The organism is Rhodopseudomonas boonkerdii, from assembly GCF_021184025.1.
Taxonomy (GTDB): domain Bacteria; phylum Pseudomonadota; class Alphaproteobacteria; order Rhizobiales; family Xanthobacteraceae; genus Tardiphaga; species Tardiphaga boonkerdii.
Window position 1 is genome coordinate 1,866,918 of the sequence record NZ_CP036537.1, and the last position, 20,241, is coordinate 1,887,158.

Here is a 20,241-nt window from a genome sequence, read left to right on the forward strand (position 1 = left end):
GCCCGTCCCGTCCTGATTTGCCCTGTCCGGAGCAGCATGAAACTCGGCGATCTTTTCAGCAACGATGCCTTCGCGATGACGCCGCAGGCTGCGGATATTGCCATCACGGGCCTTGCTGTGGATAGCCGCGCGGTAAAGCCCGGCGACGTGTTCTTTGCGCTCGCCGGCGTCAAAGCCGATGGCGCGCGTTTTGTTGCGCAGGCGATCGAGGCTGGTGCCGTCGCAGTGGCCGGAGAGCATCTGCCGGCAGACATCGCGGTGCCTTTCGTCAAAATCGAGAATCCGCGCCGTGCTCTGGCGCTGGCTGCAGCCCGATTTTATCCGCGCCAGCCGCCGGTCGTCGCTGCCGTGACCGGCACTTCAGGGAAGACCTCGGTGGCGTCTTTCACGCGTGAAATCTGGGGCCGGCTCGGCGATGTCTCTGCGAGCATCGGTACCATCGGCCTCGTTTCGCCCAAACGCACCATCTATGGTTCGCTGACCACGCCGGATCCGATCTCGCTGCACCGGCAGATCGACGAGATCGCGGGCGAAGGCGTCACGCATCTCGCGCTCGAAGCGTCCTCGCACGGGCTCGATCAGTTCAGACTGGACGGTGTGCGTGTTTCCGCGGCGAGCTTCACCAACCTGTCGCGCGACCACATGGACTATCATCCGGACGTCGCGCATTATCTCACTGCCAAGTTGCGCCTGTTCCGCGATCTGGTTGCAGACGGCGGACCGGCCGTGATCTCGGCGGATCATGACTGTTCGGCACAAGTGATCGACGCTGCGCGCGCGCGAAATCTGCGCGTCATGACAGTCGGTCGTGGAGGTGATGGCGTAGGCGAAGGCATTCGTCTCGCCGATGCTGTGGTCGATGGCTTCGAACAGCAGCTCAAGCTCGAACATCGCGGCAGGATTTACGCGGTCCGACTTCCGCTGGTCGGTGAATTCCAGATCGAGAACGCGCTCGTAGCGGCTGGCCTCGTGATCGGCACTGGCGGCGATGTGGCCGCTACTTTCGCCGCGCTCGAACATCTCAAAGGCGCCAAAGGCCGCCTCGAACGCGTCGGCGATCGCCATGGTGCGCCGATATTCGTCGATTATGCACACAAGCCGGACGCACTCGCGAAGGCGCTGCAGGCATTGCGGCCCTATGCGAAGCGCCGGCTCGTCGTCGTATTCGGCGCCGGAGGCGATCGCGATGCCGGCAAGCGGCCGTTGATGGGCGAGATCGCGGCGACGAATGCCGACACGGTCATCGTCACCGACGACAATCCGCGCAGTGAGGAACCGGCCGCCATCCGCGCCGCCATTCTTGCCGCCGCCAACGGCGCTACGGAGATCGGAGATCGCGCCGAAGCCATTCGCGTGGCCGTGCAGAGCCTCGAGCCCGGAGATGCGCTGCTGATCGCCGGCAAAGGACACGAAACCGGGCAGATCGTCGGCAACCAGACGCTTCCATTCAGCGATCACGAGGCTGCGCAGGCGGCACTCGCCAATTCTTCAAGGATACTGGGGAAATCATGAGCGAGTGTCTCTGGACCACAGCTGCGATCACGGAGGCGATGCGCGCGACCGTGCAGGGCGATCTGCCCGCAGGCATCACCGGCATCTCTATCGACAGCCGCACCATCAGGCCTGGCGAAGTGTATTTCGCCATCAAGGGTGATGTGCATGATGGTCATGCTTTCGTCGACGCGGCGCTAAAGAACGGCGCCGCGTTTGCGGTGGTGGAAGCTGCGCAGCGCGAGAAGTTCGCGGCCGATGCCCGGCTGCTCGTCGTCGACGATGTCCTTGCCGGCCTCGTCGATCTCGGTCTTGCGGCGCGTGCGCGGCTTGGTGCACGCGTCGTCGCCATTACCGGTTCGGTCGGCAAAACCTCGACCAAGGAGGCGTTGCTGCGCGTTCTGTCGGCGCAGGGCCCGACCCATGCGTCGGTCGCCTCTTTCAACAATCACTGGGGCGTTCCGCTGACGCTGGCGCGTTGCCCCGCCGATGTGCGATTCGCCATCTTCGAGATCGGGATGAACCATGCCGGCGAGATCGAGCCGCTGGTGAAGATGGTGCGTCCGCATTATGCGGTCATCACCACGGTCGAGCCCGTGCATCTCGAATTTTTCTCCGGCATCGAAGCCATTGCGGATGCCAAGGCGGAAATCTTCCTCGGTGTCGAACCGGATGGTGTCGCCGTCCTCAACCGCGACAACGATCAGTTTGCACGTCTGGAAAAGAGCGCGAAGAAGGCCGGTGTCTCGCACATCGTATCGTTCGGTTCCGATGCCGAGGCGGATGCGCGCCTGATCGATATCTCGCTGCATCCGACATGTTCGGCGGTGCATGCCAATATACTCGGCCAGGACATCACCTATAAATTCGGCATGCCGGGCCGGCATATGGCGATGAACTCGCTGGCGGTGCTTGCCGCAGCATCGCTGATGGGGGCGGATCTCGCCCATGCCGCACTGACGCTGTCGCAAGTCGTGCCGGCCGAAGGCCGCGGTGTACGCCTTATGTTGGAAATCGCCGGCGGTGAAGCGCTTGTCATCGATGAGACGTTCAACGCCAATCCGGCCTCGACCTCCGCGGCGCTCAATGTGCTCGGGACAGCGGCCATTGGCGGGCAGGGGCGCCGGATTGCCGTACTCGGCGATATGCTCGAACTCGGCCTGCGCGGCGCCGAGTTGCATGCGGGGTTGCTGGAGGCTGTGACCGCAAACGCAATCGATCTCGTTTTTTGTTGTGGTCCACTGATGCGCAACCTCTGGGATGCCCTTCCCAGCGACAAGCGGGGCGGTTATGCCGGGGACGCAAAGGGGCTCGAATCGCAGGTCGTAAGCACGATCCGGGCCGGCGACGCGATTCTGGTCAAGGGCTCGAAGGGCTCCAAGATGGGACCGATCGTCACCGCGCTGACCAAGCGCTTTCCCAGCAATGCCGCGCGCGACGACGCTGCGGAATAAGGCAGGCTGAATGTTCTATTGGCTGATCGATTTCGCGGGCACCTTCCCGGTCTTCAATGTGTTCCGCTACATCACCTTCCGCACCGGCGGCGCGGTGGTGACCGGTGCATTGTTCGTGTTCCTGTTCGGGCCGTGGATCATCGACAATCTGCGCCTGCGCCAGGGCAAGGGCCAGCCGATCCGCACCGATGGTCCGCAGACCCATCTGGTCAAGACCGGCACGCCCACCATGGGTGGCTTGATGATCCTGTCCGGCCTCGTGGTCTCGACGCTGCTCTGGGCCAATCCGCGCAATCCCTATGTCTGGATCGTACTGGCGGTGACGCTCGGCTTCGGCTTTGTCGGTTTTTATGATGACTATCTCAAAGTCACCAAACAGAGCCATAAAGGCTTTGCCGGTCGCACGCGTCTTCTGATTGAATTCATCATTGCCGGCGCCGCCTGTTATGCTTTCGTGCGCCTCGGCCGCGATCCGTTGTCGAGCTCGCTGGTGATTCCGTTTTTCAAGGATGTCATCGTCAAGTTCGGCTGGTTCTTCGTCCTCTTCGGCGCCTTCATTATCGTCGGCGCCGGCAATGCGGTGAACCTGACCGACGGCCTCGACGGCCTCGCCATCGTTCCGGTCATGATCGCCTCCGCGAGTTTCGGCCTGATCGCTTATCTCGCCGGCAATGCGGTCTTCTCCGATTATCTGCAGATCAACTATGTGGCGGGCACCGGCGAGTTAGCTGTTTTATGCGGCGCTGTGCTTGGTGCTGGTCTCGGCTTCCTCTGGTTCAATGCGCCACCGGCCTCGATCTTCATGGGCGACACGGGATCATTGGCGCTTGGCGGCATGCTCGGCTCCATCGCCGTCGCCGTGAAGCACGAGATCGTGCTGGCTGTCATCGGCGGCCTGTTCGTGCTCGAAGCCGTGTCGGTCATCGTACAGGTCACGTCCTTCAAGCTCACCGGCAAGCGCGTGTTCCGCATGGCGCCGATCCATCACCATTTCGAGCAGAAGGGTTGGACCGAGCCGCAGATCGTGATCCGCTTCTGGATTATCTCGGTGATGCTGGCGCTGGTCGGCCTCTCCACGCTGAAGCTGCGGTGACGCCGTGACACCCGTCGCCACATTCGCCGGTAAGACCGTCGCCGTCTTCGGCCTCGGTGGCTCCGGTCTTGCCTCGTGCCATGCACTGAAGGCCGGCGGCGCCGAAGTCATCGCTTGCGATGACAGCGCCGACAGGATGGCGGAAGCCGCGCGCGCCGGCTTCATTACCGCCGATCTGCGCACCGTCTCATGGGCGGGTTTCGCCGCCCTCGTGCTCACCCCCGGCGTGCCGCTGACGCATCCGCAGCCGCACTGGACCGTGCTCGCCGCGCGAGCGGCAGGCGTGGAAGTGATCGGCGATGTCGAACTGTTCTGCCGCGAGCGCAAGGCCCACGCGCCGGACGCGCCTTTCATCGCCATCACCGGCACCAATGGCAAATCGACCACCACCGCCTTGATTGCGCATCTCGTGCGCGAGGCCGGCTTCGATACGCAGATGGGCGGCAATATCGGCACGGCGATCCTGTCGCTGGAGCCGCCGCGCAACGGCCGCGTGCATGTGATCGAGATGTCGTCCTATCAGATCGATCTCACGCCGTCGCTCGATCCGACTGTCGGCATCCTGCTCAATGTCACGCCCGATCATATCGATCGTCATGGCACGCTTGAGCATTACGCCGCCGTCAAGGAACGCCTCGTCGCCGGTGTGCAGATGAATGGCACGGCTATTGTCGGCGTCGACGACAGCTGGTGCAGCAAGATCGCAGATCGTCTCGCCCAAGCGGGCAAGCGCGTGCTGCGCATCTCGGTCGAGCATCCGCTCGCCGATGGTCTGACGATCGATGGCAGCAGGATCGTCGAAAATGCCGGCGGCGCGCAGAGCGTTATTGTCGATCTTGCGAATATCGGCTCGCTGCGCGGCCTGCACAACGCGCAGAACGCAGCCGCAGCCTCCGCCGCGGTGCGCGCGCTCGGCGTCAGTCTCGATGTGCTGCAGAAGGGCTTGCGCTCGTTCCCCGGCCTCGCGCATCGTATGGAGCAGGTCGGTTACCTCGGTACCACGCTGTTCGTGAACGACAGCAAGGGCACCAATGCCGATGCTGCAGCAAAGGCACTGTCGTCCTTCACCGACATCTTCTGGATCGCGGGGGGCAAGGCGAAGGAGGGCGGCATTGCCCCGCTCGCCGGGTTCTTCCCGGGTATCAGGAAGGCCTATCTGATCGGCGACGCCGCAAATGACTTTTCGCGCACGCTGGAAGGCAAGGTGCCTTACGAGATCAGCGTGACGCTCGATGTCGCGGTGGCCAATGCCGCACGCGATGCAGCGGAGGCCGGGCTTGCGGCTCCGGTCGTGCTGCTGTCGCCGGCCTGCGCGTCCTTCGACCAGTTCCGCAATTTCGAGATTCGCGGTGACCGGTTCCGGGAACTGGTGCTGGCGTTGGACGGGATCAAGAAGATCTGATTTTTCACGATCTCTTAACCGTCTGGCAACCGTAATGCCGCATCGATAAAAGCTTATCGATCCGCAGGACGCGCCCATGATTTTTCGCGAACAACGTACGCCGCTCAGCGAATGGTGGTGGACCGTGGACCGCTTGCTGCTGGCCGCAATCGTCGCGCTGATGCTGGCGGGTGTGATCCTGTCGTTGGCGGCGTCTCCGCCGGTGGCGACCCGCATCGGCCTCGAGCCGTTTCACTTCTTCAATCGCCACATCCTGTTCCTGATCCCGTCGGTCATCGTGCTGATCGGGGTGTCCTTCATGTCGCCGCGGCAGATCCGTCGCTCCGCGCTGATCGTCTTCGCGCTGTCCGTCGTGTTGATCCTCGCAACGCTCGCCTTCGGCCCGGAAGTGAAGGGCGCAAAGCGCTGGATCACCATTCTTGGCATCAACATCCAGGCGTCGGAAGCGGCCAAGCCATCCTTCATCGTCATCGCAGCCTGGCTGTTCTCCGAATCTATCCGCAAGCCTGGCATGCCCGCCACGTCGATGGCCGTGGTCATGCTGATGATGCTCGTGTCTCTGCTCGTCCTGCAGCCCGATTTCGGGCAAACCATGCTAATCCTGATGGCCTGGGGTTCGCTGTTCTTCATCGCCGGCATGCGCATGGTCTGGGTGGCCGGTCTCGCCGGTGCCGCTGCCGGCGGTCTGTTCCTCGCTTACTTCATGGTTCCGCACGTCGCCGGCCGTATCAAGCGCTTCATGGATCCGGCCTCGGGTGACACCTTCCAGGTCGATACCGCGATGGAGGCCTTTTCCAATGGCGGCTGGTATGGCCTCGGCCCCGGTGAGGGCATCGCCAAGCGCAGCCTGCCGGACAGTCACACCGACTTCGTCTTCGCCGTCGGTGCGGAGGAGTTCGGCATCCTGCTGTGTCTGGCGTTGCTGGCGCTGTTCGCTTTCATCGTCATCCGCGCGCTGTCGCGCGCTTACGCCACCGAAGATCTGTTCTCGCGCTTCGCCGCATCCGGCCTCGCAATATTGTTCGGCGTGCAGGCGGCCATCAACATGGCGGTTAATCTGCATCTCATCCCGGCCAAGGGTATGACGCTGCCTTTCATCTCCTATGGCGGCTCCTCCATGGTCTCGCTCGCTTATAGCGTCGGCATGCTGCTCGCGCTCACGCGCATGCGTCCGCGCACCGAAGTCGAAGCCATCGACGCGCATGTCGCGCGCACTTACGCATGATGAGCACTGCACCACTCATCCTGCTTGCCGCAGGTGGCACCGGCGGCCATCTTTTTCCGGCGGAAGCGCTCGGCGTCGCACTGATGAAACGCGGCCTGCGCGTGCGTCTCGTCACCGATGCGCGGGCCCTGAAATATAGTGGTCTGTTTTCGCGCGACATGATCGATGTGGTGCCAAGCGAGACCGTGCGGTCGCGCAATCCACTGTCGCTGGCGCGCACCGGCGTGATGCTGGCCGCGGGCACGGTGATGGCGGTTAATCTGATGCTGCGTTTGCGGCCCGCCGCGGTGATTGGCTTCGGGGGGTACCCCACGCTGCCGCCGCTCTTTGCTGCGCGCATGTTCGGCATTCCGAGCGTCATTCACGATTCCAATGCGGTGATGGGCCGTGCCAATCGCCTCCTTTCCAATAAGGTCAATGCGATCGCCACGTCGCTGCCCGGCGTGCTCGATCGCGTTCCTGAACTCGCGAAAAAGACGACGACCACCGGCACTCCCATGCGTCCCGCAATTCTCGCGGCGGCTGCCGTACCATATAGCGCGCCCGATCTAACCGCGCCGTTCCGTCTGCTCGTCGTTGGCGGTAGCCAGGGCGCGCGCATTATGGCGGACATCGTGCCGCCGGCCATCGAGAAGCTCGAACCGTCACTGTGGAGCCGCCTCATCCTCACGCAGCAAGTGCGCGACGAGGACATGCCGCGTGTTCGCGCGATCTACGATCAGCTCAAGATCAAGACCGAACTCGCGCCGTTCTTTTCCGATCTTCCGGCGCGGCTCGCCTCCAGCCATCTCGTCATCTCGCGTTCGGGCGCCGGCACTGTCGCTGAACTCGGCGCCATCGGCCGCCCATCGATCCTGGTGCCGCTGCCCGGCGCGATCGATCAGGACCAGCACGCCAATGCCGGCGTGCTTGCCGATGCCGGCGGCGCCATCCGTATCCCGCAAAGCGAATTCACGCCGCTGCGTCTGGCGTCGGAAATCTCCGCGCTCGCCGGCGAGCCGGCCCGCCTCAACGAGATGGCGCGCGATGCGCGAAAGGTGGGACGCCTGGATGCGGCTGACCGGCTTGCCGATCTGGTGGTGAAGGTCGCGAAGATTTCCTAGTCGACAACACGTCATTCCGGCACGCCGGAACGGCCGCAGTCTGCTACATCTGCTGCTTTGGCGTGGAGCGGCAATGGTGAGTGACCGATTGACGAATCTTCCAGAGGCGCAGCGCGAGGCTGTTCGCGCGGCCATGACCGCAGCCTTCGGTTCTGTCCCCATCGATACCGTCAGTCCTGTTCCCGGCGGCGTCTCTGGAGCGTTCGTCTACCGCATCGGCGCTGGCGGCCGACGCTATGTGGTGCGGATGGAAGGCGCTGTCAGCCCGCTCCGCAATCCATATCAGTATGGTTCGATGCGCATCGCTGCCGAGGCGGGGATCGCACCGCGGGTGCATTATGTCGACGAGGTTGCCGGCGTGGCGGTGATGGATTTCATCGCTGACAAGCCCCTGGAGCTTTATCCGGGCGGTCCTAGCGCATTGGTGCGAGCGCTTGGCCAGATGTTGCAACGTCTGCAGGCGACGCCGAGATTCGGACGTTTCCTCGACTATCCGGACGTCGTCTCCCGGTTGTGGAGGCATGTCTGCTCCAAGGAATTGTTCGCGCCGGGGGTGCTCGACGCTCACAATCGTCGCTTGGTAGATCTCGAGAGCCGATATGTCTGGAATCCCGATCATTCGGTATCCAGTCACAACGATATCCTGCCGCGCAATCTGCTGTTCGACGGCAAGCGTCTCTGGCTGATCGACTGGGAGTCGGCCTACTGCAACGATCCCGTCGTCGATATGGCTACGATGCTCGATAACTTTGCGCCAACAGATGAACTCGAAGATGAACTGCTGCGGGCCTGGCTCGGGCATCCGCCGGATGATGTCCTGCGTGATCGCCTCGCGATCATCCGCGCGCTGTCTCGTCTGTTCTACGCAGGCGTCCAGTTCAGCGCTGTTGCGGCCGGGCCGTTGCGGGTGCCAGATACGAATCTCGCGGCTCCAACGCTTGCAGAGCTTCGGCAGGCGTTGCGCGATGGAAAGTTGGCGCCCGATGCCTTGGAGACAAGGCTTGTTTTGGGAAAGATGTATCTCGCTGCATTCTTCACCGACGAGAGGCCGCCGGGATTGCCGCCGCCGATCAGCGCCTTCCGGTTGGCATGTGTGCCCACAGCGCCGACAATTTCGTGACATGGCTCACAATCTCACATTCTCCGCCATGTAGTCGAGAAACGCTCGCACCCGCGCCGGCAGCTGTCCGCCATGGCCGACGAACACGGCATGTATCGGTTCGATGTCGCCGGGGTTGAGATCGTCGAGCACCGGTACGAGACGGCCTGCGGCGATATCCGACTCCACATGAAAGCGCGCCAGCCGCGCGAGGCCCATACCAGCCAGTGCGATCTGATGCATCGCTTCGCCATCGCTGACGAGGGCATTGCCTGACGGCATCACAGTGACGATTTCGCCGCCGCGCAATTTGAAGGGCCAGCCGTCCTTCCATTTGGCAAAGCTGAAATCGAGCAGATTATGCCGCGCCAGATCATCCGGCATTGTGGGCATGCCGTATTCCGCGAGATAGGCGGGTGAGGCGACGATGACCATCCGGCTCTCGCCAAGCTTGCGCGCGAGCAAACGTGACGCGCGCATCAAGCCGACCCGGATTGCGACGTCGGCGCGTTGCTCCAGCAGGTCGACGACAAGATCGGTCAACGTCACATCGACCTTGATGTCCGGATAGAGCCTGGCGAACCCCGGCAGCAAAGGCAGCAGGTGATGCAGCCCGAACGGCACGCTCGTATTGACGCGCAACAATCCGCTTGGCGTCGCGCCAACAGCGGCTTCGCGCTCGGCGGCGGCGATTTCGTCGAGGATGCGAACGGCGTGCTCGTAGAAGACGGTGCCTTCCGGTGTCAGCTGCAATTTTCGCGTCGAGCGGTTGATCAGCCGCACGCCGAGTCGTGCCTCCAGCCGCGCAACCAGCTTGCTCACGGCGGAGGGGGTCATCTGGAAGGCGCGGGCGGCCATGGAGAGCCCGCCGAGTTCGACGACCCGTGTGAACACCTCCATTTCGCCGGAGCGGTTGATATCGAGGCGCGACATCGTGAATTCAGTTCACAAATCTTTTTCCTGATGGATGTCTATCTCATCTATACCGACCGGTCCATATCCTTGGCATCGAACCCCGCATACGGACCTTGCCATGCCCCTTGCACTCTATGCGCTCACCGCCGGCGCCTTTGGAATCGGCGTCACCGAATTCGTCATTATGGGGCTTCTGATCGAGGTCGGCCGCGATCTCGGCGTCTCCATTCCAGCTGCCGGCCTGCTGATCTCCGGTTACGCGCTCGGTGTGGTGGTCGGTGCGCCGATCATGACCGTCGCCACGGCGCGCTGGCCGCGCAAGACGGTGCTGTTGGTGCTGATGGGTATCTTTACCATCGGTAATCTCGCTTGCGCCGTTGCACCCGATTACTGGAGCCTGATGGCTGCCCGCGTGCTGACGGCGTTTGCCCATGGCACGTTCTTCGGTGTTGGCTCCGTCGTCGCCACCACACTGGTGCCGGCTAACAAGAAAGCATCGGCCATAGCGGTGATGTTCACCGGCCTCACCGTTGCAAACATTCTCGGCGTGCCGTTCGGCACCTGGCTCGGCCAGCATTTCGGCTGGCGGGCGACATTCTATGCGGTGACGCTGGTCGGCATGCTCGCTCTCGCGATCATCGCGGCCTTCGTGCCGAAAGATAGCGAAAAGCCCGCGCCGTCGAACCTGAGGAAGGATCTTGCGGTGCTGGCGCGGCCGCAGGTGCTGATGGGGCTACTGACCACGGTCCTGAGCTGGGTTGGTGTGTTTGCCGTCTTCACTTACATTGCGCCGATCCTGACGCGGCTCGCCGGCTTTTCGGATACGGCGGTGTCACCGATCCTGCTCGTCTTTGGCGGTGGTCTGGTGATAGGCAATCTGGTCGGCGGTCGCTTTGCCGATCGCTGGTTGCTCCCAACGGTGCTCGGCAGTCTGCTCGCGCTGACCGTGGTGCTCGCGCTGATGAGTATCGCTGTCTACAATCAGATCGCCATTGTGATCTTCGTCGCTTTGCTTGGTGCTGTCGGCTTCGCCACCGTGCCGCCGCTGCAGATGTGGGTTCTGGACAAGGCGCATGGTGCCGGCCAGAGCCTGGCGTCGAGCTTCAACATCGCCGCCTTCAATCTCGGCAATGCGATCGGCGCCTGGCTTGGTGGCGCGGTGATCGATCATGGCGGGCTCGCCGCCGTGCCGTGGGTTGCCGCCCTGGTGCCGCTGGCGGCCCTCGGTGTGGCGCTCACCGCAATCCGGCTTGATCGTGCGCCGGCGTCGGTTCCGGCAGCTGCTGAGTAGGGCGATTCGGCGGGATTCGCCGAAGCCGCCAATCAAATATCCGTCTTTTTCGTCATGGCCGGGCTTGTCCCGGCCATCCACGTCTGTTTGAAGGAGTCAGGTGCCCGACGCTGCGTCGGGCGTGGCGAGAGACGAGACCCATGAGACTGCCGCGCGAGATCGGACCCATTCATTTTGTCGGTATCGGTGGCATCGGCATGAGCGGTATCGCCGAGGTGCTGTGCAATCTTGGTTATACCGTGCAGGGATCGGACGCTTCCGAGAACGCCAACGTCAATCGTCTGCGCGAAAAGGGCATCACGATTCAGGTCGGCCACAGGGCGGAGAATGTCGCCGGCGCCGACGTGCTGGTGGTTTCCACGGCCATCAAGCGCGACAATCCGGAGCTGATGGCCGCGCGCGCGCAGCGCATCCCGGTGGTTCGCCGCGCCGAGATGCTGGCCGAACTGATGCGCCTCAAGAGCTGCGTCGCCATCGCCGGTACCCACGGCAAGACCACCACGACCTCCATGGTCGCGGCGTTGCTCGATGCCGGCGAACTCGATCCCACCGTCATCAATGGCGGCATCATCAACGCCTATGGCACCAATGCACGCCTCGGCGCTGGCGAGTGGATGGTGGTCGAAGCGGACGAGAGCGATGGCACCTTCCTCAAGCTGCCCACCGATGTCGCCATCGTCACCAATGTCGATCCCGAACATCTCGATCACTTCAAGACGTTCGACAACGTACAGGATGCGTTCCGCAATTTCGTCGAGAACGTGCCGTTCTACGGTTTCGCCGTCATGTGCATCGACCATCCTGTCGTGCAGACCATTGTCGGCAAGATCGAGGATCGCCGCATCATCACTTACGGACAGAATCCGCAGGCCGATGCACGTCTCGTGGATCTCAAGCCGGCCAATGGCGGTTCGAGCTTCAAGGTCGCGTTCCGCGATCGCAAGGCCGGCACCACGCATGAAATCGACAACCTGCTGCTGCCGATGCCCGGTCGCCACAATGCGCTCAATGCGACCGCGGCGATTGCCGTCGCGCATGAGCTCGGCATTTCCGATGCGCAGATTCGCAAGGCGATCTCGTCTTTCGGCGGTGTGAAGCGCCGCTTTACCAAGACCGGCGAGTGGAACGGCGTCACGATCATCGATGACTATGGTCACCATCCCGTCGAGATCGCCGCTGTGCTGCGTGCTGCGCGGGAGAGCACGTCCGGCAAGGTGATCGCCGTGGTGCAGCCGCATCGCTATACGCGCCTGCAATCGCTGTTCGAGGAATTCTGCACCTGCTTCAACGATGCCGATACGGTGATCGTCGCCGAAGTCTATGCCGCGGGCGAAACGCCGATCCCTGGCATCGATCGCGACAACTATGTCCTGGGCCTGCGTGCCCACGGTCATCGCGAAGTCATTCCGCTCGCGGAGTCGGCGGCACTTGCCGGGCTCGTTGCCGGTGTGGCGAAAAGCGGCGACACCGTCGTCTGCCTCGGCGCCGGTAATATCACCCAATGGGCCTATGCACTGCCGGGTGAATTGAAGGCACTCGGATAAGATCGTGACCGGCTTTCCCGACATCACGCCCGATCTCAAATCCGCGATGCCTGATCTCCGCGGGCGCATGCTCGCGAATCAACCGCTGGCGCCGCTGACATGGTTTCGCGTCGGTGGGCCCGCCCAGGTGCTGTTCACCCCCGCAGACGAGGACGATCTCGCCTATTTCCTCTCGAAGCTTCCAGGCGACATCCCGGTCTACGTCGTGGGCGTCGGCTCCAACCTGATCGTGCGGGACGGCGGCATCGCAGGCGTCGTCATTCGTCTCAGCCCGCGCGGCTTCGGTCATGTCACCGCCGAAAAAGACGTCATTACTGCGGGTACTGCAGCCCTCGACAAGCGAGTGGCGGAGGCTGCCGCAGCCGCCAATATCGGTGGGCTCGAATTCTATTTCGGTATTCCCGGCTCCATCGGCGGAGCGCTGCGCATGAATGCCGGCGCCAATGGCGGTGAGACGAAGGACGTACTAGTCGAAGCCACGGGTATTGGCCGCGATGGCCGGAAGCATGTGTTCGACAATGCAGGCATGCAATTCGTCTATCGCAATTCCGGTGTCGACCCGTCGGTCATTTTCACGTCAGCCAAATTTCGTGGATCGATCACCGATCCCGCTGCGATCCGGGCGTGCATGGATGAAGTGCAACAGCATCGCGAATCCGCGCAGCCGATCCGGGAAAAGACCGGAGGATCCACTTTCAAGAATCCACCCGGCTATTCCGCATGGAAACTGGTGGATGCCGCCGGCTGCCGTGGCCTGCGCGTCGGCGGCGCGCAGGTGTCGGAAATGCACTGCAATTTCCTGATCAATACCGGCAATGCGACAGCGACGGATATCGAGCAGCTCGGCGAGACGGTGCGTGCGCGCGTGCTCGCGCAATCCGGCATCGATCTCCATTGGGAGATCAAGCGGGTCGGCATTGTGCTCTAGTTTTCAGGCTTGGGTGCCTGCGGAAGCGCCGAGGCCGGTCCGAGATCCGGCAATGTCAGCAGATGCTCGAGGGGCGTTGTCGCTACCTTGAATGCGCCTTCATAGGGGTGCTCCTGCAGCCCGATCAGGCCAAGCGCAACGATGGCGGCGCTGCCGAACACCACAAGTGCCGTCAGCATCGCGCGCGGCCGGTCCAGATGCACGAGTGCCAGACCCACCTGGGTCAGCAGGCCGAGAATCAGCACCGACACCCATTTCAGGTCGTTGGTTTGATCGGTCGCGATGCTGAGCCGCTCGCTGCGTGCGGTGCCGGCACGGATCGCAGCGCTGATCAGCGCCACCTGCACCGGCGTTCCGGATGAGCGTGCGATGCCGGGATCGCTGACCTCGCGCAATACATCATCATAGGCGGCCTCTGTGCGCGGCGATGGGGCGTTGTTGATCATCGCCGGCCATTCGTCCGTGAGCACCGAATTGACATAGACCTTGAGGGCTGTGCGGATATCGGTCATGTCCGACGCGGACGCGACGCTGAGCGCGTAGACGTTGCGGATTTCGCTGGCCTCGGCCTGCGTGGCGCGCACCGCATGACGGCCACGTTCGCCGACATCGCTGGCGAGGAAGCCGGTGAGCAGGCCGAACAGGATCGCCACCGAGGAGAAGAACGGCGCCACGATGCCGTTCGTCTTCTGGATCGACCGGCGCAGCGGCGACCGGAAGCCCAGATACACCAGCAGGAGGGCTGCTCCGTAGTAGAGCACGGCAAGTGTGGCGAAGATGCCGAAGGTGTTGAGTTCGAGCCAGGCCCTGATCATCTCGTTTTGGTCCCGTTGATCCCGTCGTGCTCTCGCGCTGTGACGTGATGCAAGGCATTATATGAACGCGGCTCCGCATGCCATTGCCTTGCTTGTATGATTAGGATGCCGTGATTCGTATGGAGACCCAATGATGACTGCCTCGATCGATCCGGCGCGGATCACCATCCTGTTCGGTGGCTTGAACAAGGAGCGGCTGGTGTCTGTCGCCTCGGCGCAGGCGCTGCATATGGCGCTGCCAGAGGCTGCGCTGTGGTTCTGGGATGCCGACGATCGGATCTACGCGACGTCGGGCGCAGCGCTGCTCGGCCACCAGCGTCCGTTCGAAAATCCTTTCAAGGCCGATGGCAAGTCGCTCGGTTCGCTGCCGCAGGCGCTCGACCTTGCCAAGGCGGAAGGTCGGGTGCTGGTGCTTGGCATGCATGGCGGCGCCGCCGAAAATGGCGAAGTGCAGGCCATGTGCGAGTTTCGTGGCGTGGCCTTCACCGGCTCCGGCTCGGCATCGTCCAACCTGGCTTTCGACAAGGTCGCGGCCAAGCGTTTCGCCGCTATTTCCGGCGTTCCGATTGCTGCCGGCATTGCACTGGCGGAGATGGAAGCGGCGCTCGATCGATATGGCAAGCTGATCGCCAAGCCTGCGCGCGACGGTTCCAGCTATGGCCTGATGTTCGTGAACGCGAAGCAGGACCTTGTCGCGGTTCGTAACGCCGCAAAGATCGAGGACTATGTCGTCGAGCCGTTTATCGCCGGCATCGAGGCTACCTGTGGTGTGCTGGAGCAGGCCGATGGTTCGGTGTTCGCTTTGCCGCCTATCGAGATCATTCCAGCCGATGGCGGTTTTGATTATGAGGCGAAGTACCTCGCCAAATCGACACAGGAAATCTGCCCCGGTCGGTTCACGCCGGAAGTTACAGCGCAGTTGCAGGATTTCGCCGTCCGCGCCCACAAGGCGATGTCCTGCACCGGCTATTCGCGCTCGGATTTCATCGTGTCGGCCGATGGCCTGATTTATCTGGAAACCAACACCTTGCCCGGGCTGACCAAGGCCTCGCTCTATCCGAAAGCGTTGAATGCGCAGGGGATCAGCTTCGTGGATTTCCTGAATGGACAGATCGAGCTCGGCTTGAGACGTTCAGCCGTAGGGCGGATGAGCGAAGCGTAATCCGCCGTTGTCAGCCACACGCCCTTGACCGGCAGATTACGCTTTCGGCTCATCCACCCTGCCGCGGCGATGAAGCTGCGACCGAACGCCGCTCGTGGCGCGGCGCCACGATTCCTTAACGCCGAGCTGCAACAGTCTCGCTAAAGTCTTCAGAATCCGGGGTAAAATGCCTCCTGATTCCTTCCCCTTTACGTTTTGTTTACCAGGACCGCCGAAGGTTAACGCTGGCGGCGCATGTTGCGCTTGGCTGCCGAGGCGTGAGCTGTGCGGGACTTCCGTAACGACGCGTATCGATGGAAATAAGTGTTTATTCAGACACTTATCCATTCCGGTCTGACCGAGACGTCATCTGCGTCATCGCCAGTGCTTTGGTCCCGCGCAAATGCGGGCGCAACCAGTGACGAGCTCGTGGAATGGATGGTGGAGGACGCCTCTCTCGGTCGGTCGGATCGCTGAGGCCCCAAGCTGACCTCAAGATGGCGGCCCGTGGGGCAGGCATCCTGCTGCGCGAACGGCTGGCGCCGCTCGAGCGTGCCATCACGGCCTTGAAGAACCGCAAGGCGCCCCCGCGCGAGCCGAGCACCAGCAAGATCGTTGTTTTCATCGAGCGCCATGTTCCGAGCCGCGTCGGCATCGCAGCGACCGTGCTGATCCTCGCCGGCAGCATCGGTTTTGGCGTGGTCAAGGGCGAGCATGTCGATGAAGTCGTCGCTGCCTTTCAGGATACCCGCAACGCTGCGGCCAATGCCGCCGGCTTCCGCATTTCCTCGGTCATTCTCAATGGCCGTAAACAGCTGACCCAGGACGAGATCCTGGCTATCGGCGGCATCAACGGCCGCTCGTCGTTGCTGTTTCTCGACGCCGCCGCCGTGCGCGAGAAGCTGAAGGCCAATCCGTGGATCGGCGACGCCAATGTGCTGAAGCTGTATCCGGATCGCCTGCAGATCGACGTCACCGAGCGCACCGCGTTCGCGCTCTGGCAGGAAGACGGCAAGCTCGCCGTCATCGCCGACGATGGTGCCATTCTCGAGAATTACGTGCCGAGCCGCTTCGTCAAACTGCCGCTGGTGGTGGGCAAGGGCGCCGATATTCAGGCGAAGGATTTTCTCGCTTTGCTCGATCGCTATCCCCAGGTCCGCGCCGTGACCAAGGCCGCGATCCTCGTCGGCGAACGGCGCTGGAATCTCCGCCTCAATGACAATCTCGACGTCCGCCTGCCCGAGAACGATGTCGGCAACGCGCTGGCCATGCTCAGCAAGCTCGATCGCGAAGAGCGCCTCTTCTCGCGCGACATCGTGGCCATCGACATGCGTTTGCCGGATCGCCTGACCGTGCGTCTGTCCGAGGAGGCCGCAAAGGCTCGCGAAGATCAGTTCAAGGCGCAAGACAAAGCCAAGAAGAAAGCGGGCGCAGCATGAGTGGGCTGGATCGCAACCAGGCACCGAAGACGCGCCAGATGGCGGCCAACCGCACTGCGCTCGTGGCGTCGCTTGATGTCGGCACCAGCAAGATCGCGTGCATGATCGCGCGTCTGCGGCCCTGCGCGCCAAACGAGGCGTTGCGCGGCCGGACTCATGCGGTCGAGCTCATCGGTTACAGCCAGATCCAGTCGCGCGGCGTAAAGTCCGGCGCCGTCGTCGATATGGGTGAAGCCGAGCAGTCGGTACGTCAGGCCGTCGGCCTCGCCGAGCGCATGGCCAAGGTTCGCGTCGAATCCGTTTTGCTGTCGGTCTCCGCAGGCCGCTTGCAGGGCCAGCTCATCGAAGCTACGGCCGATATCAAGGGTGGCGCGGTCAGCGCATCCGATATGGCACGCGTGACCTCGACAGGCATGCGTCATGCGACACCTCCGGGCCGCACGGTGCTGCATGCGCTGCCGGTGAGCTATTCGCTCGATGGCGTGAAGGGCATCCGCGACCCCAAGGGGATGGTCGCGTCTCAATTCGGTGTCGACATGAATGTCATCACTGCCGACGCGACGGTCGCACGCAATCTGATGCTCGTGGTCGAGCGTTGCCACCTCAATGTCGAGGCGATGGCGGCTGCGCCCTATGTCGCAGGCCTTTCTGTGCTCACCGACGACGAGACCGATCTCGGCGCCGCCGTTGTCGAGATGGGGGCGGGGACCACGACGATCGCGACCTATTCCGGTGGACGCATCGTGCATGCGTCCGGATTTGCGGTCGGCGGGCAACATATCACCATGGATCTCGCACGTGGCCTCGGTTGTTGCATCGCGGATGCCGAGCGAATCAAAACGTTATATGGCACGGTGCTGACGGGTGGCTCCGATGCGCGCGAGATGATGAACGTGCCGACGGCAGGCGATAACGACCGCGATTATCCGCAGGCCGTGTCGCGCGCCACGATTGCAAACATCGTACGCCAGCGTGCCGAGGAGATTTTCGAGATGATCCGGGATCGGCTTGCCGACTCGCCTTTTGCAGCAGAACCGCGCGCACGTGTGGTGCTGTCGGGCGGCGCGTCGCAGCTCACCGGTCTTGCCGAACTCGGTTCGCAGATTCTCGGCCGCTCGGTGCGCGTCGCGCGCCCGCTCGGTTTCGGCCGTCTGCCCAATGAGGCGAAGAGCGCATCCTTCGCCGTTCCATCGGGTCTTCTGGTCTATCCGCAATTCGCTCACCTCGAACATGTCGAGCCGCGCTTCACGCGGCAGCTCAAGACAGGCACCGACGGCGGCGGATACTTCGGAAAGGTCGGTCGATGGCTACGCGAGGGCTTCTGATGAGATTTTTCCAGACACTGCACATTCCGTCACCGACGCCATCGGCTTTCAGCCGCCGGCACGACCACACAATTCGCGCGTAATACGAGAGGCAACCTCATGACCATCAATCTCAACGTTCCTGATATCAGCGAGCTGAAGCCTCGGATCACCGTGTTTGGTGTCGGTGGCGCGGGCGGCAATGCCGTCAACAACATGATCACCGCCGGTCTGCAGGGTGTCGACTTCGTCGTCGCCAACACCGACGCGCAGGCGCTAACGATGTCGAAGGCGCAGCGCATCGTGCAGATGGGCACGCAGGTCACCCAGGGGCTCGGCGCCGGTTCGCAGCCGGATGTCGGCGCGGCCGCCGCTCAGGAAGTCATCGACGAAATCCGCGATCACCTCACCGGCGCCAACATGGTGTTCGTCACCGCCGGCATGGGCGGCGGCACAGGCACCGGCGCCGCACCGGTCATTGCCAAGACCGCACGCGACATGGGCATCCTCACCGTCGGTGTGATCACCAAGCCGTTCCACTTCGAAGGCCAGCGCCGCATGCGCACCGCCGAGGCCGGCATTGCCGAGCTGCACAAGGTGGTCGACACGCTGCTGATCATTCCGAATCAGAACCTGTTCCGGGTCGCCAACGAAAAGACCACGTTCGCCGACGCCTTCGCGATGGCCGATCAGGTGCTCTATTCGGGCGTCGCCTGCATCACCGATCTGATGGTGAAGGAAGGCCTGATCAATCTCGACTTCGCCGACGTTCGCGCCGTCATGAAGGAGATGGGCAAGGCGATGATGGGCACCGGCGAAGCCACCGGTGAGAAGCGCGCGCTGACCGCCGCCGAAGCTGCCATCGCCAATCCGCTGATCGACGATTCCTCGATGAAGGGCGCGAAGGGCCTGCTGATCTCGATCACCGGCGGCAAGGATCTGACCCTGTTCGAAGTCGACGAAGCCGCCACCCGCATTCGCGAGGAAGTGGATTCGGACGCCAACATTATCGTCGGCGCCACCTTCGACGAAGGTCTCGACGGCGTCATCCGCGTGTCGGTGGTCGCCACTGGCATCGAGCAGGCGCAGCTCGCCCGTACGGCGCCAGGCCCGGTCGGTGCCCCGGTCGCAGCCGTGGCCGGCCAGGCCGTTCCGGACACCCGTCTCGCTGACCTGACCGCCCGTCTGCGCGCCGACAACCAGCGCCTCGCTGCAGCTACGGCGGCCAAGGCGGGCGCTCCGGTCCCCGCCGCTGCGCCCGCTCCGCGCGCACCGTCCAGCAATCACGAGCGCGCCGCTCTCGCCGCCATCGCTGCCGCTGTTGCGCCGGAGGCCGCTGCTCCGGCAGCGCCGCAGCAGTATGGTGACGTGACGGTTCGCCCGATCGCCCAGAAGCCGTCGCTGTTCCCGGAAACGCCGCGCCAGGAAACCCCAATGGAAGCGCCGATCCCCGAACAGTTCATCCCGCCATCGGCTGAGCGTGCGCCGGTTCGCGCCCCGCGTATGCCGAAGTTCGAGGAACTGCCGATGCCGGCGCAGGCCGAGATTCGCCAGGCCCGCGGCGATGCGGAGGACGAGCCTCAGAAGCAGCGTCTGTCGCTGCTGCAGCGCCTCGCCAATGTCGGCCTCGGCCGTCGCGACGAGGAAGCGGAAGCGCCAGTGTCCGGTCGCCCGCAGGCCCCGGTTATGGCCCCGATGCCGCCGCTGCCCGAGCGCAAGCCGCAGCGCAACGTGGCCCAGCAGATGGCCAATGAACCGCCGGTGTCTGAATATGCGCGCCGTCCGGCTCCGCAGGGCCTCGACGTACATGGCCGCCCGGCCCCTGTTGCCCCTGCGCCACAGGGCGACGATCATCTCGATATCCCGGCCTTCCTGCGCCGTCAGTCGAACTGATCGACTGTAACAATCGTCACAAGCATGAAGCCCCGGTCATCTGACCGGGGCTTTTTCGTGAGCGTGGTGCAAAATGCGTCATTGTTTGTTAATTCATTGATAGT

The 20,241-nt window shown here is 63.1% G+C and carries 16 protein-coding genes and 1 pseudogene; 15 read left to right on the forward strand and 2 right to left on the reverse strand.

All coding sequences use genetic code 11. From position 1 onward, the window contains the following. The first annotated feature begins 36 nt into the window (after positions 1-36). The 7 genes from E0H22_RS08745 to E0H22_RS08775 all read left to right on the forward strand — a co-directional run bounded on the left by E0H22_RS08745 (position 37) and on the right by E0H22_RS08775 (position 8,888). The gene (locus E0H22_RS08745) at positions 37-1,512 is read left to right on the forward strand and encodes a UDP-N-acetylmuramoyl-L-alanyl-D-glutamate--2,6-diaminopimelate ligase (RefSeq protein ID WP_233025271.1); all 1,476 of its coding nucleotides are present in this window, start codon (positions 37-39) and stop codon (positions 1,510-1,512) included. Further along, on the forward strand, positions 1,509-2,945 hold the full coding sequence (locus tag E0H22_RS08750) for a UDP-N-acetylmuramoylalanyl-D-glutamyl-2,6-diaminopimelate--D-alanyl-D-alanine ligase (protein ID WP_233025272.1): 1,437 nt from the start codon (positions 1,509-1,511) through the stop codon (positions 2,943-2,945). The genes E0H22_RS08745 and E0H22_RS08750 overlap by 4 nt, the downstream gene beginning before the upstream one ends. A gap of 10 nt (positions 2,946-2,955) precedes the next feature. Then, the gene (gene mraY / locus E0H22_RS08755) at positions 2,956-4,038 is read left to right on the forward strand and encodes a phospho-N-acetylmuramoyl-pentapeptide-transferase (protein WP_233025273.1); all 1,083 of its coding nucleotides are present in this window, start codon (positions 2,956-2,958) and stop codon (positions 4,036-4,038) included. Positions 4,039-4,042: 4 nt separating this feature from the next. Then, positions 4,043-5,440 (forward strand): UDP-N-acetylmuramoyl-L-alanine--D-glutamate ligase, encoded by a 1,398-nt coding sequence (gene murD / locus E0H22_RS08760; protein WP_233025274.1) that lies wholly within the window; start codon positions 4,043-4,045, stop codon positions 5,438-5,440. Between the two features lie 76 nt (positions 5,441-5,516). Continuing rightward, complete coding sequence (gene ftsW / locus E0H22_RS08765; protein WP_233025275.1) at positions 5,517-6,665, forward strand: putative lipid II flippase FtsW; 1,149 nt, start codon at positions 5,517-5,519, stop codon at positions 6,663-6,665. Then, on the forward strand, positions 6,665-7,768 hold the full coding sequence (gene murG / locus E0H22_RS08770; RefSeq protein WP_233026219.1) for an undecaprenyldiphospho-muramoylpentapeptide beta-N-acetylglucosaminyltransferase: 1,104 nt from the start codon (positions 6,665-6,667) through the stop codon (positions 7,766-7,768). The genes ftsW and murG overlap by 1 nt, the downstream gene beginning before the upstream one ends. Positions 7,769-7,901: 133 nt before the next feature. Next, a complete protein-coding gene (locus E0H22_RS08775; protein ID WP_233026221.1) occupies positions 7,902-8,888 on the forward strand; it encodes a phosphotransferase in 987 nt (328 codons plus the stop codon). Positions 8,889-8,894: 6 nt separating this feature from the next. Here E0H22_RS08775 and E0H22_RS08780 read toward each other — a convergent pair whose 3' ends face one another. Further along, positions 8,895-9,800: a LysR family transcriptional regulator gene (locus E0H22_RS08780; protein ID WP_233025276.1), complete on the reverse strand. Its 906-nt coding sequence runs from the start codon at positions 9,798-9,800 to the stop codon at positions 8,895-8,897. Positions 9,801-9,900: 100 nt separating this feature from the next. On the opposite strand from E0H22_RS08780, the gene E0H22_RS08785 reads away from it, so the two are divergent. The 3 genes from E0H22_RS08785 to murB all read left to right on the forward strand — a co-directional run bounded on the left by E0H22_RS08785 (position 9,901) and on the right by murB (position 13,545). Continuing rightward, a complete protein-coding gene (locus E0H22_RS08785) occupies positions 9,901-11,073 on the forward strand; it encodes an MFS transporter (protein ID WP_233025277.1) in 1,173 nt (390 codons plus the stop codon). 140 nt (positions 11,074-11,213) lie between these two features. Continuing rightward, a complete protein-coding gene (murC, locus tag E0H22_RS08790) occupies positions 11,214-12,617 on the forward strand; it encodes a UDP-N-acetylmuramate--L-alanine ligase (protein ID WP_233025278.1) in 1,404 nt (467 codons plus the stop codon). Positions 12,618-12,663: 46 nt separating this feature from the next. Then, positions 12,664-13,545, forward strand: a complete 882-nt coding sequence (murB, locus tag E0H22_RS08795) for a UDP-N-acetylmuramate dehydrogenase (protein WP_233026223.1) — start codon at positions 12,664-12,666, stop codon at positions 13,543-13,545. Here murB and E0H22_RS08800 read toward each other — a convergent pair. After that, the gene (locus E0H22_RS08800) at positions 13,542-14,360 is read right to left on the reverse strand and encodes a bestrophin-like domain (RefSeq protein ID WP_233025279.1); all 819 of its coding nucleotides are present in this window, start codon (positions 14,358-14,360) and stop codon (positions 13,542-13,544) included. The genes murB and E0H22_RS08800 overlap by 4 nt on opposite strands. Positions 14,361-14,493: 133 nt before the next feature. Between E0H22_RS08800 and E0H22_RS08805 the strand changes: the two genes are divergently transcribed. The 5 genes and pseudogenes from E0H22_RS08805 to ftsZ all read left to right on the forward strand — a co-directional run bounded on the left by E0H22_RS08805 (position 14,494) and on the right by ftsZ (position 20,137). Beyond that, positions 14,494-15,522 (forward strand): D-alanine--D-alanine ligase family protein, encoded by a 1,029-nt coding sequence (locus tag E0H22_RS08805; protein ID WP_233025280.1) that lies wholly within the window; start codon positions 14,494-14,496, stop codon positions 15,520-15,522. A 173-nt stretch (positions 15,523-15,695) separates the two neighbouring features. After that, positions 15,696-15,978, forward strand: a pseudogene (locus E0H22_RS26040) (D-alanine--D-alanine ligase); the annotation flags it as partial. Next, positions 15,936-16,940 carry a cell division protein FtsQ/DivIB gene (locus E0H22_RS08810; RefSeq protein ID WP_233025281.1) on the forward strand — a complete coding sequence of 335 codons (1,005 nt, stop codon included), beginning with the start codon at positions 15,936-15,938 and terminating at the stop codon, positions 16,938-16,940. The pseudogene E0H22_RS26040 and the gene E0H22_RS08810, both read left to right, overlap by 43 nt. Continuing rightward, the gene (ftsA, locus tag E0H22_RS08815) at positions 16,937-18,265 is read left to right on the forward strand and encodes a cell division protein FtsA (protein WP_233025282.1); all 1,329 of its coding nucleotides are present in this window, start codon (positions 16,937-16,939) and stop codon (positions 18,263-18,265) included. Before E0H22_RS08810 ends, ftsA begins: the two co-directional genes overlap by 4 nt. Before the next feature lie 99 nt (positions 18,266-18,364). Next, positions 18,365-20,137 carry a cell division protein FtsZ gene (gene ftsZ / locus E0H22_RS08820; RefSeq protein ID WP_233025283.1) on the forward strand — a complete coding sequence of 591 codons (1,773 nt, stop codon included), beginning with the start codon at positions 18,365-18,367 and terminating at the stop codon, positions 20,135-20,137. Positions 20,138-20,241: the final 104 nt, after the last annotated feature.

Bases quoted from the DNA above. Each gene is read 5' to 3' on its own strand.
- E0H22_RS08745 (WP_233025271.1), top strand. From the start codon at position 37: ATGAAACTCGGCGATCTTTTCAGCAACGATGCCTTCGCGATGACGCCG.
- E0H22_RS08750 (WP_233025272.1), top strand. From the start codon at position 1,509: ATGAGCGAGTGTCTCTGGACCACAGCTGCGATCACGGAGGCGATGCGC.
- mraY (WP_233025273.1), top strand. From the start codon at position 2,956: ATGTTCTATTGGCTGATCGATTTCGCGGGCACCTTCCCGGTCTTCAAT.
- ftsW (WP_233025275.1), top strand. From the start codon at position 5,517: ATGATTTTTCGCGAACAACGTACGCCGCTCAGCGAATGGTGGTGGACC.
- murG (WP_233026219.1), top strand. From the start codon at position 6,665: ATGAGCACTGCACCACTCATCCTGCTTGCCGCAGGTGGCACCGGCGGC.
- E0H22_RS08775 (WP_233026221.1), top strand. From the start codon at position 7,902: ATGACCGCAGCCTTCGGTTCTGTCCCCATCGATACCGTCAGTCCTGTT.
- E0H22_RS08780 (WP_233025276.1), bottom strand. From the start codon at position 9,800: ATGTCGCGCCTCGATATCAACCGCTCCGGCGAAATGGAGGTGTTCACA.
- E0H22_RS08785 (WP_233025277.1), top strand. From the start codon at position 9,901: ATGCCCCTTGCACTCTATGCGCTCACCGCCGGCGCCTTTGGAATCGGC.
- murC (WP_233025278.1), top strand. From the start codon at position 11,214: ATGAGACTGCCGCGCGAGATCGGACCCATTCATTTTGTCGGTATCGGT.
- murB (WP_233026223.1), top strand. From the start codon at position 12,664: ATGCCTGATCTCCGCGGGCGCATGCTCGCGAATCAACCGCTGGCGCCG.
- E0H22_RS08800 (WP_233025279.1), bottom strand. From the start codon at position 14,360: ATGATCAGGGCCTGGCTCGAACTCAACACCTTCGGCATCTTCGCCACA.
- E0H22_RS08805 (WP_233025280.1), top strand. From the start codon at position 14,494: ATGACTGCCTCGATCGATCCGGCGCGGATCACCATCCTGTTCGGTGGC.
- E0H22_RS08810 (WP_233025281.1), top strand. From the start codon at position 15,936: ATGGATGGTGGAGGACGCCTCTCTCGGTCGGTCGGATCGCTGAGGCCC.
- ftsA (WP_233025282.1), top strand. From the start codon at position 16,937: ATGAGTGGGCTGGATCGCAACCAGGCACCGAAGACGCGCCAGATGGCG.
- ftsZ (WP_233025283.1), top strand. From the start codon at position 18,365: ATGACCATCAATCTCAACGTTCCTGATATCAGCGAGCTGAAGCCTCGG.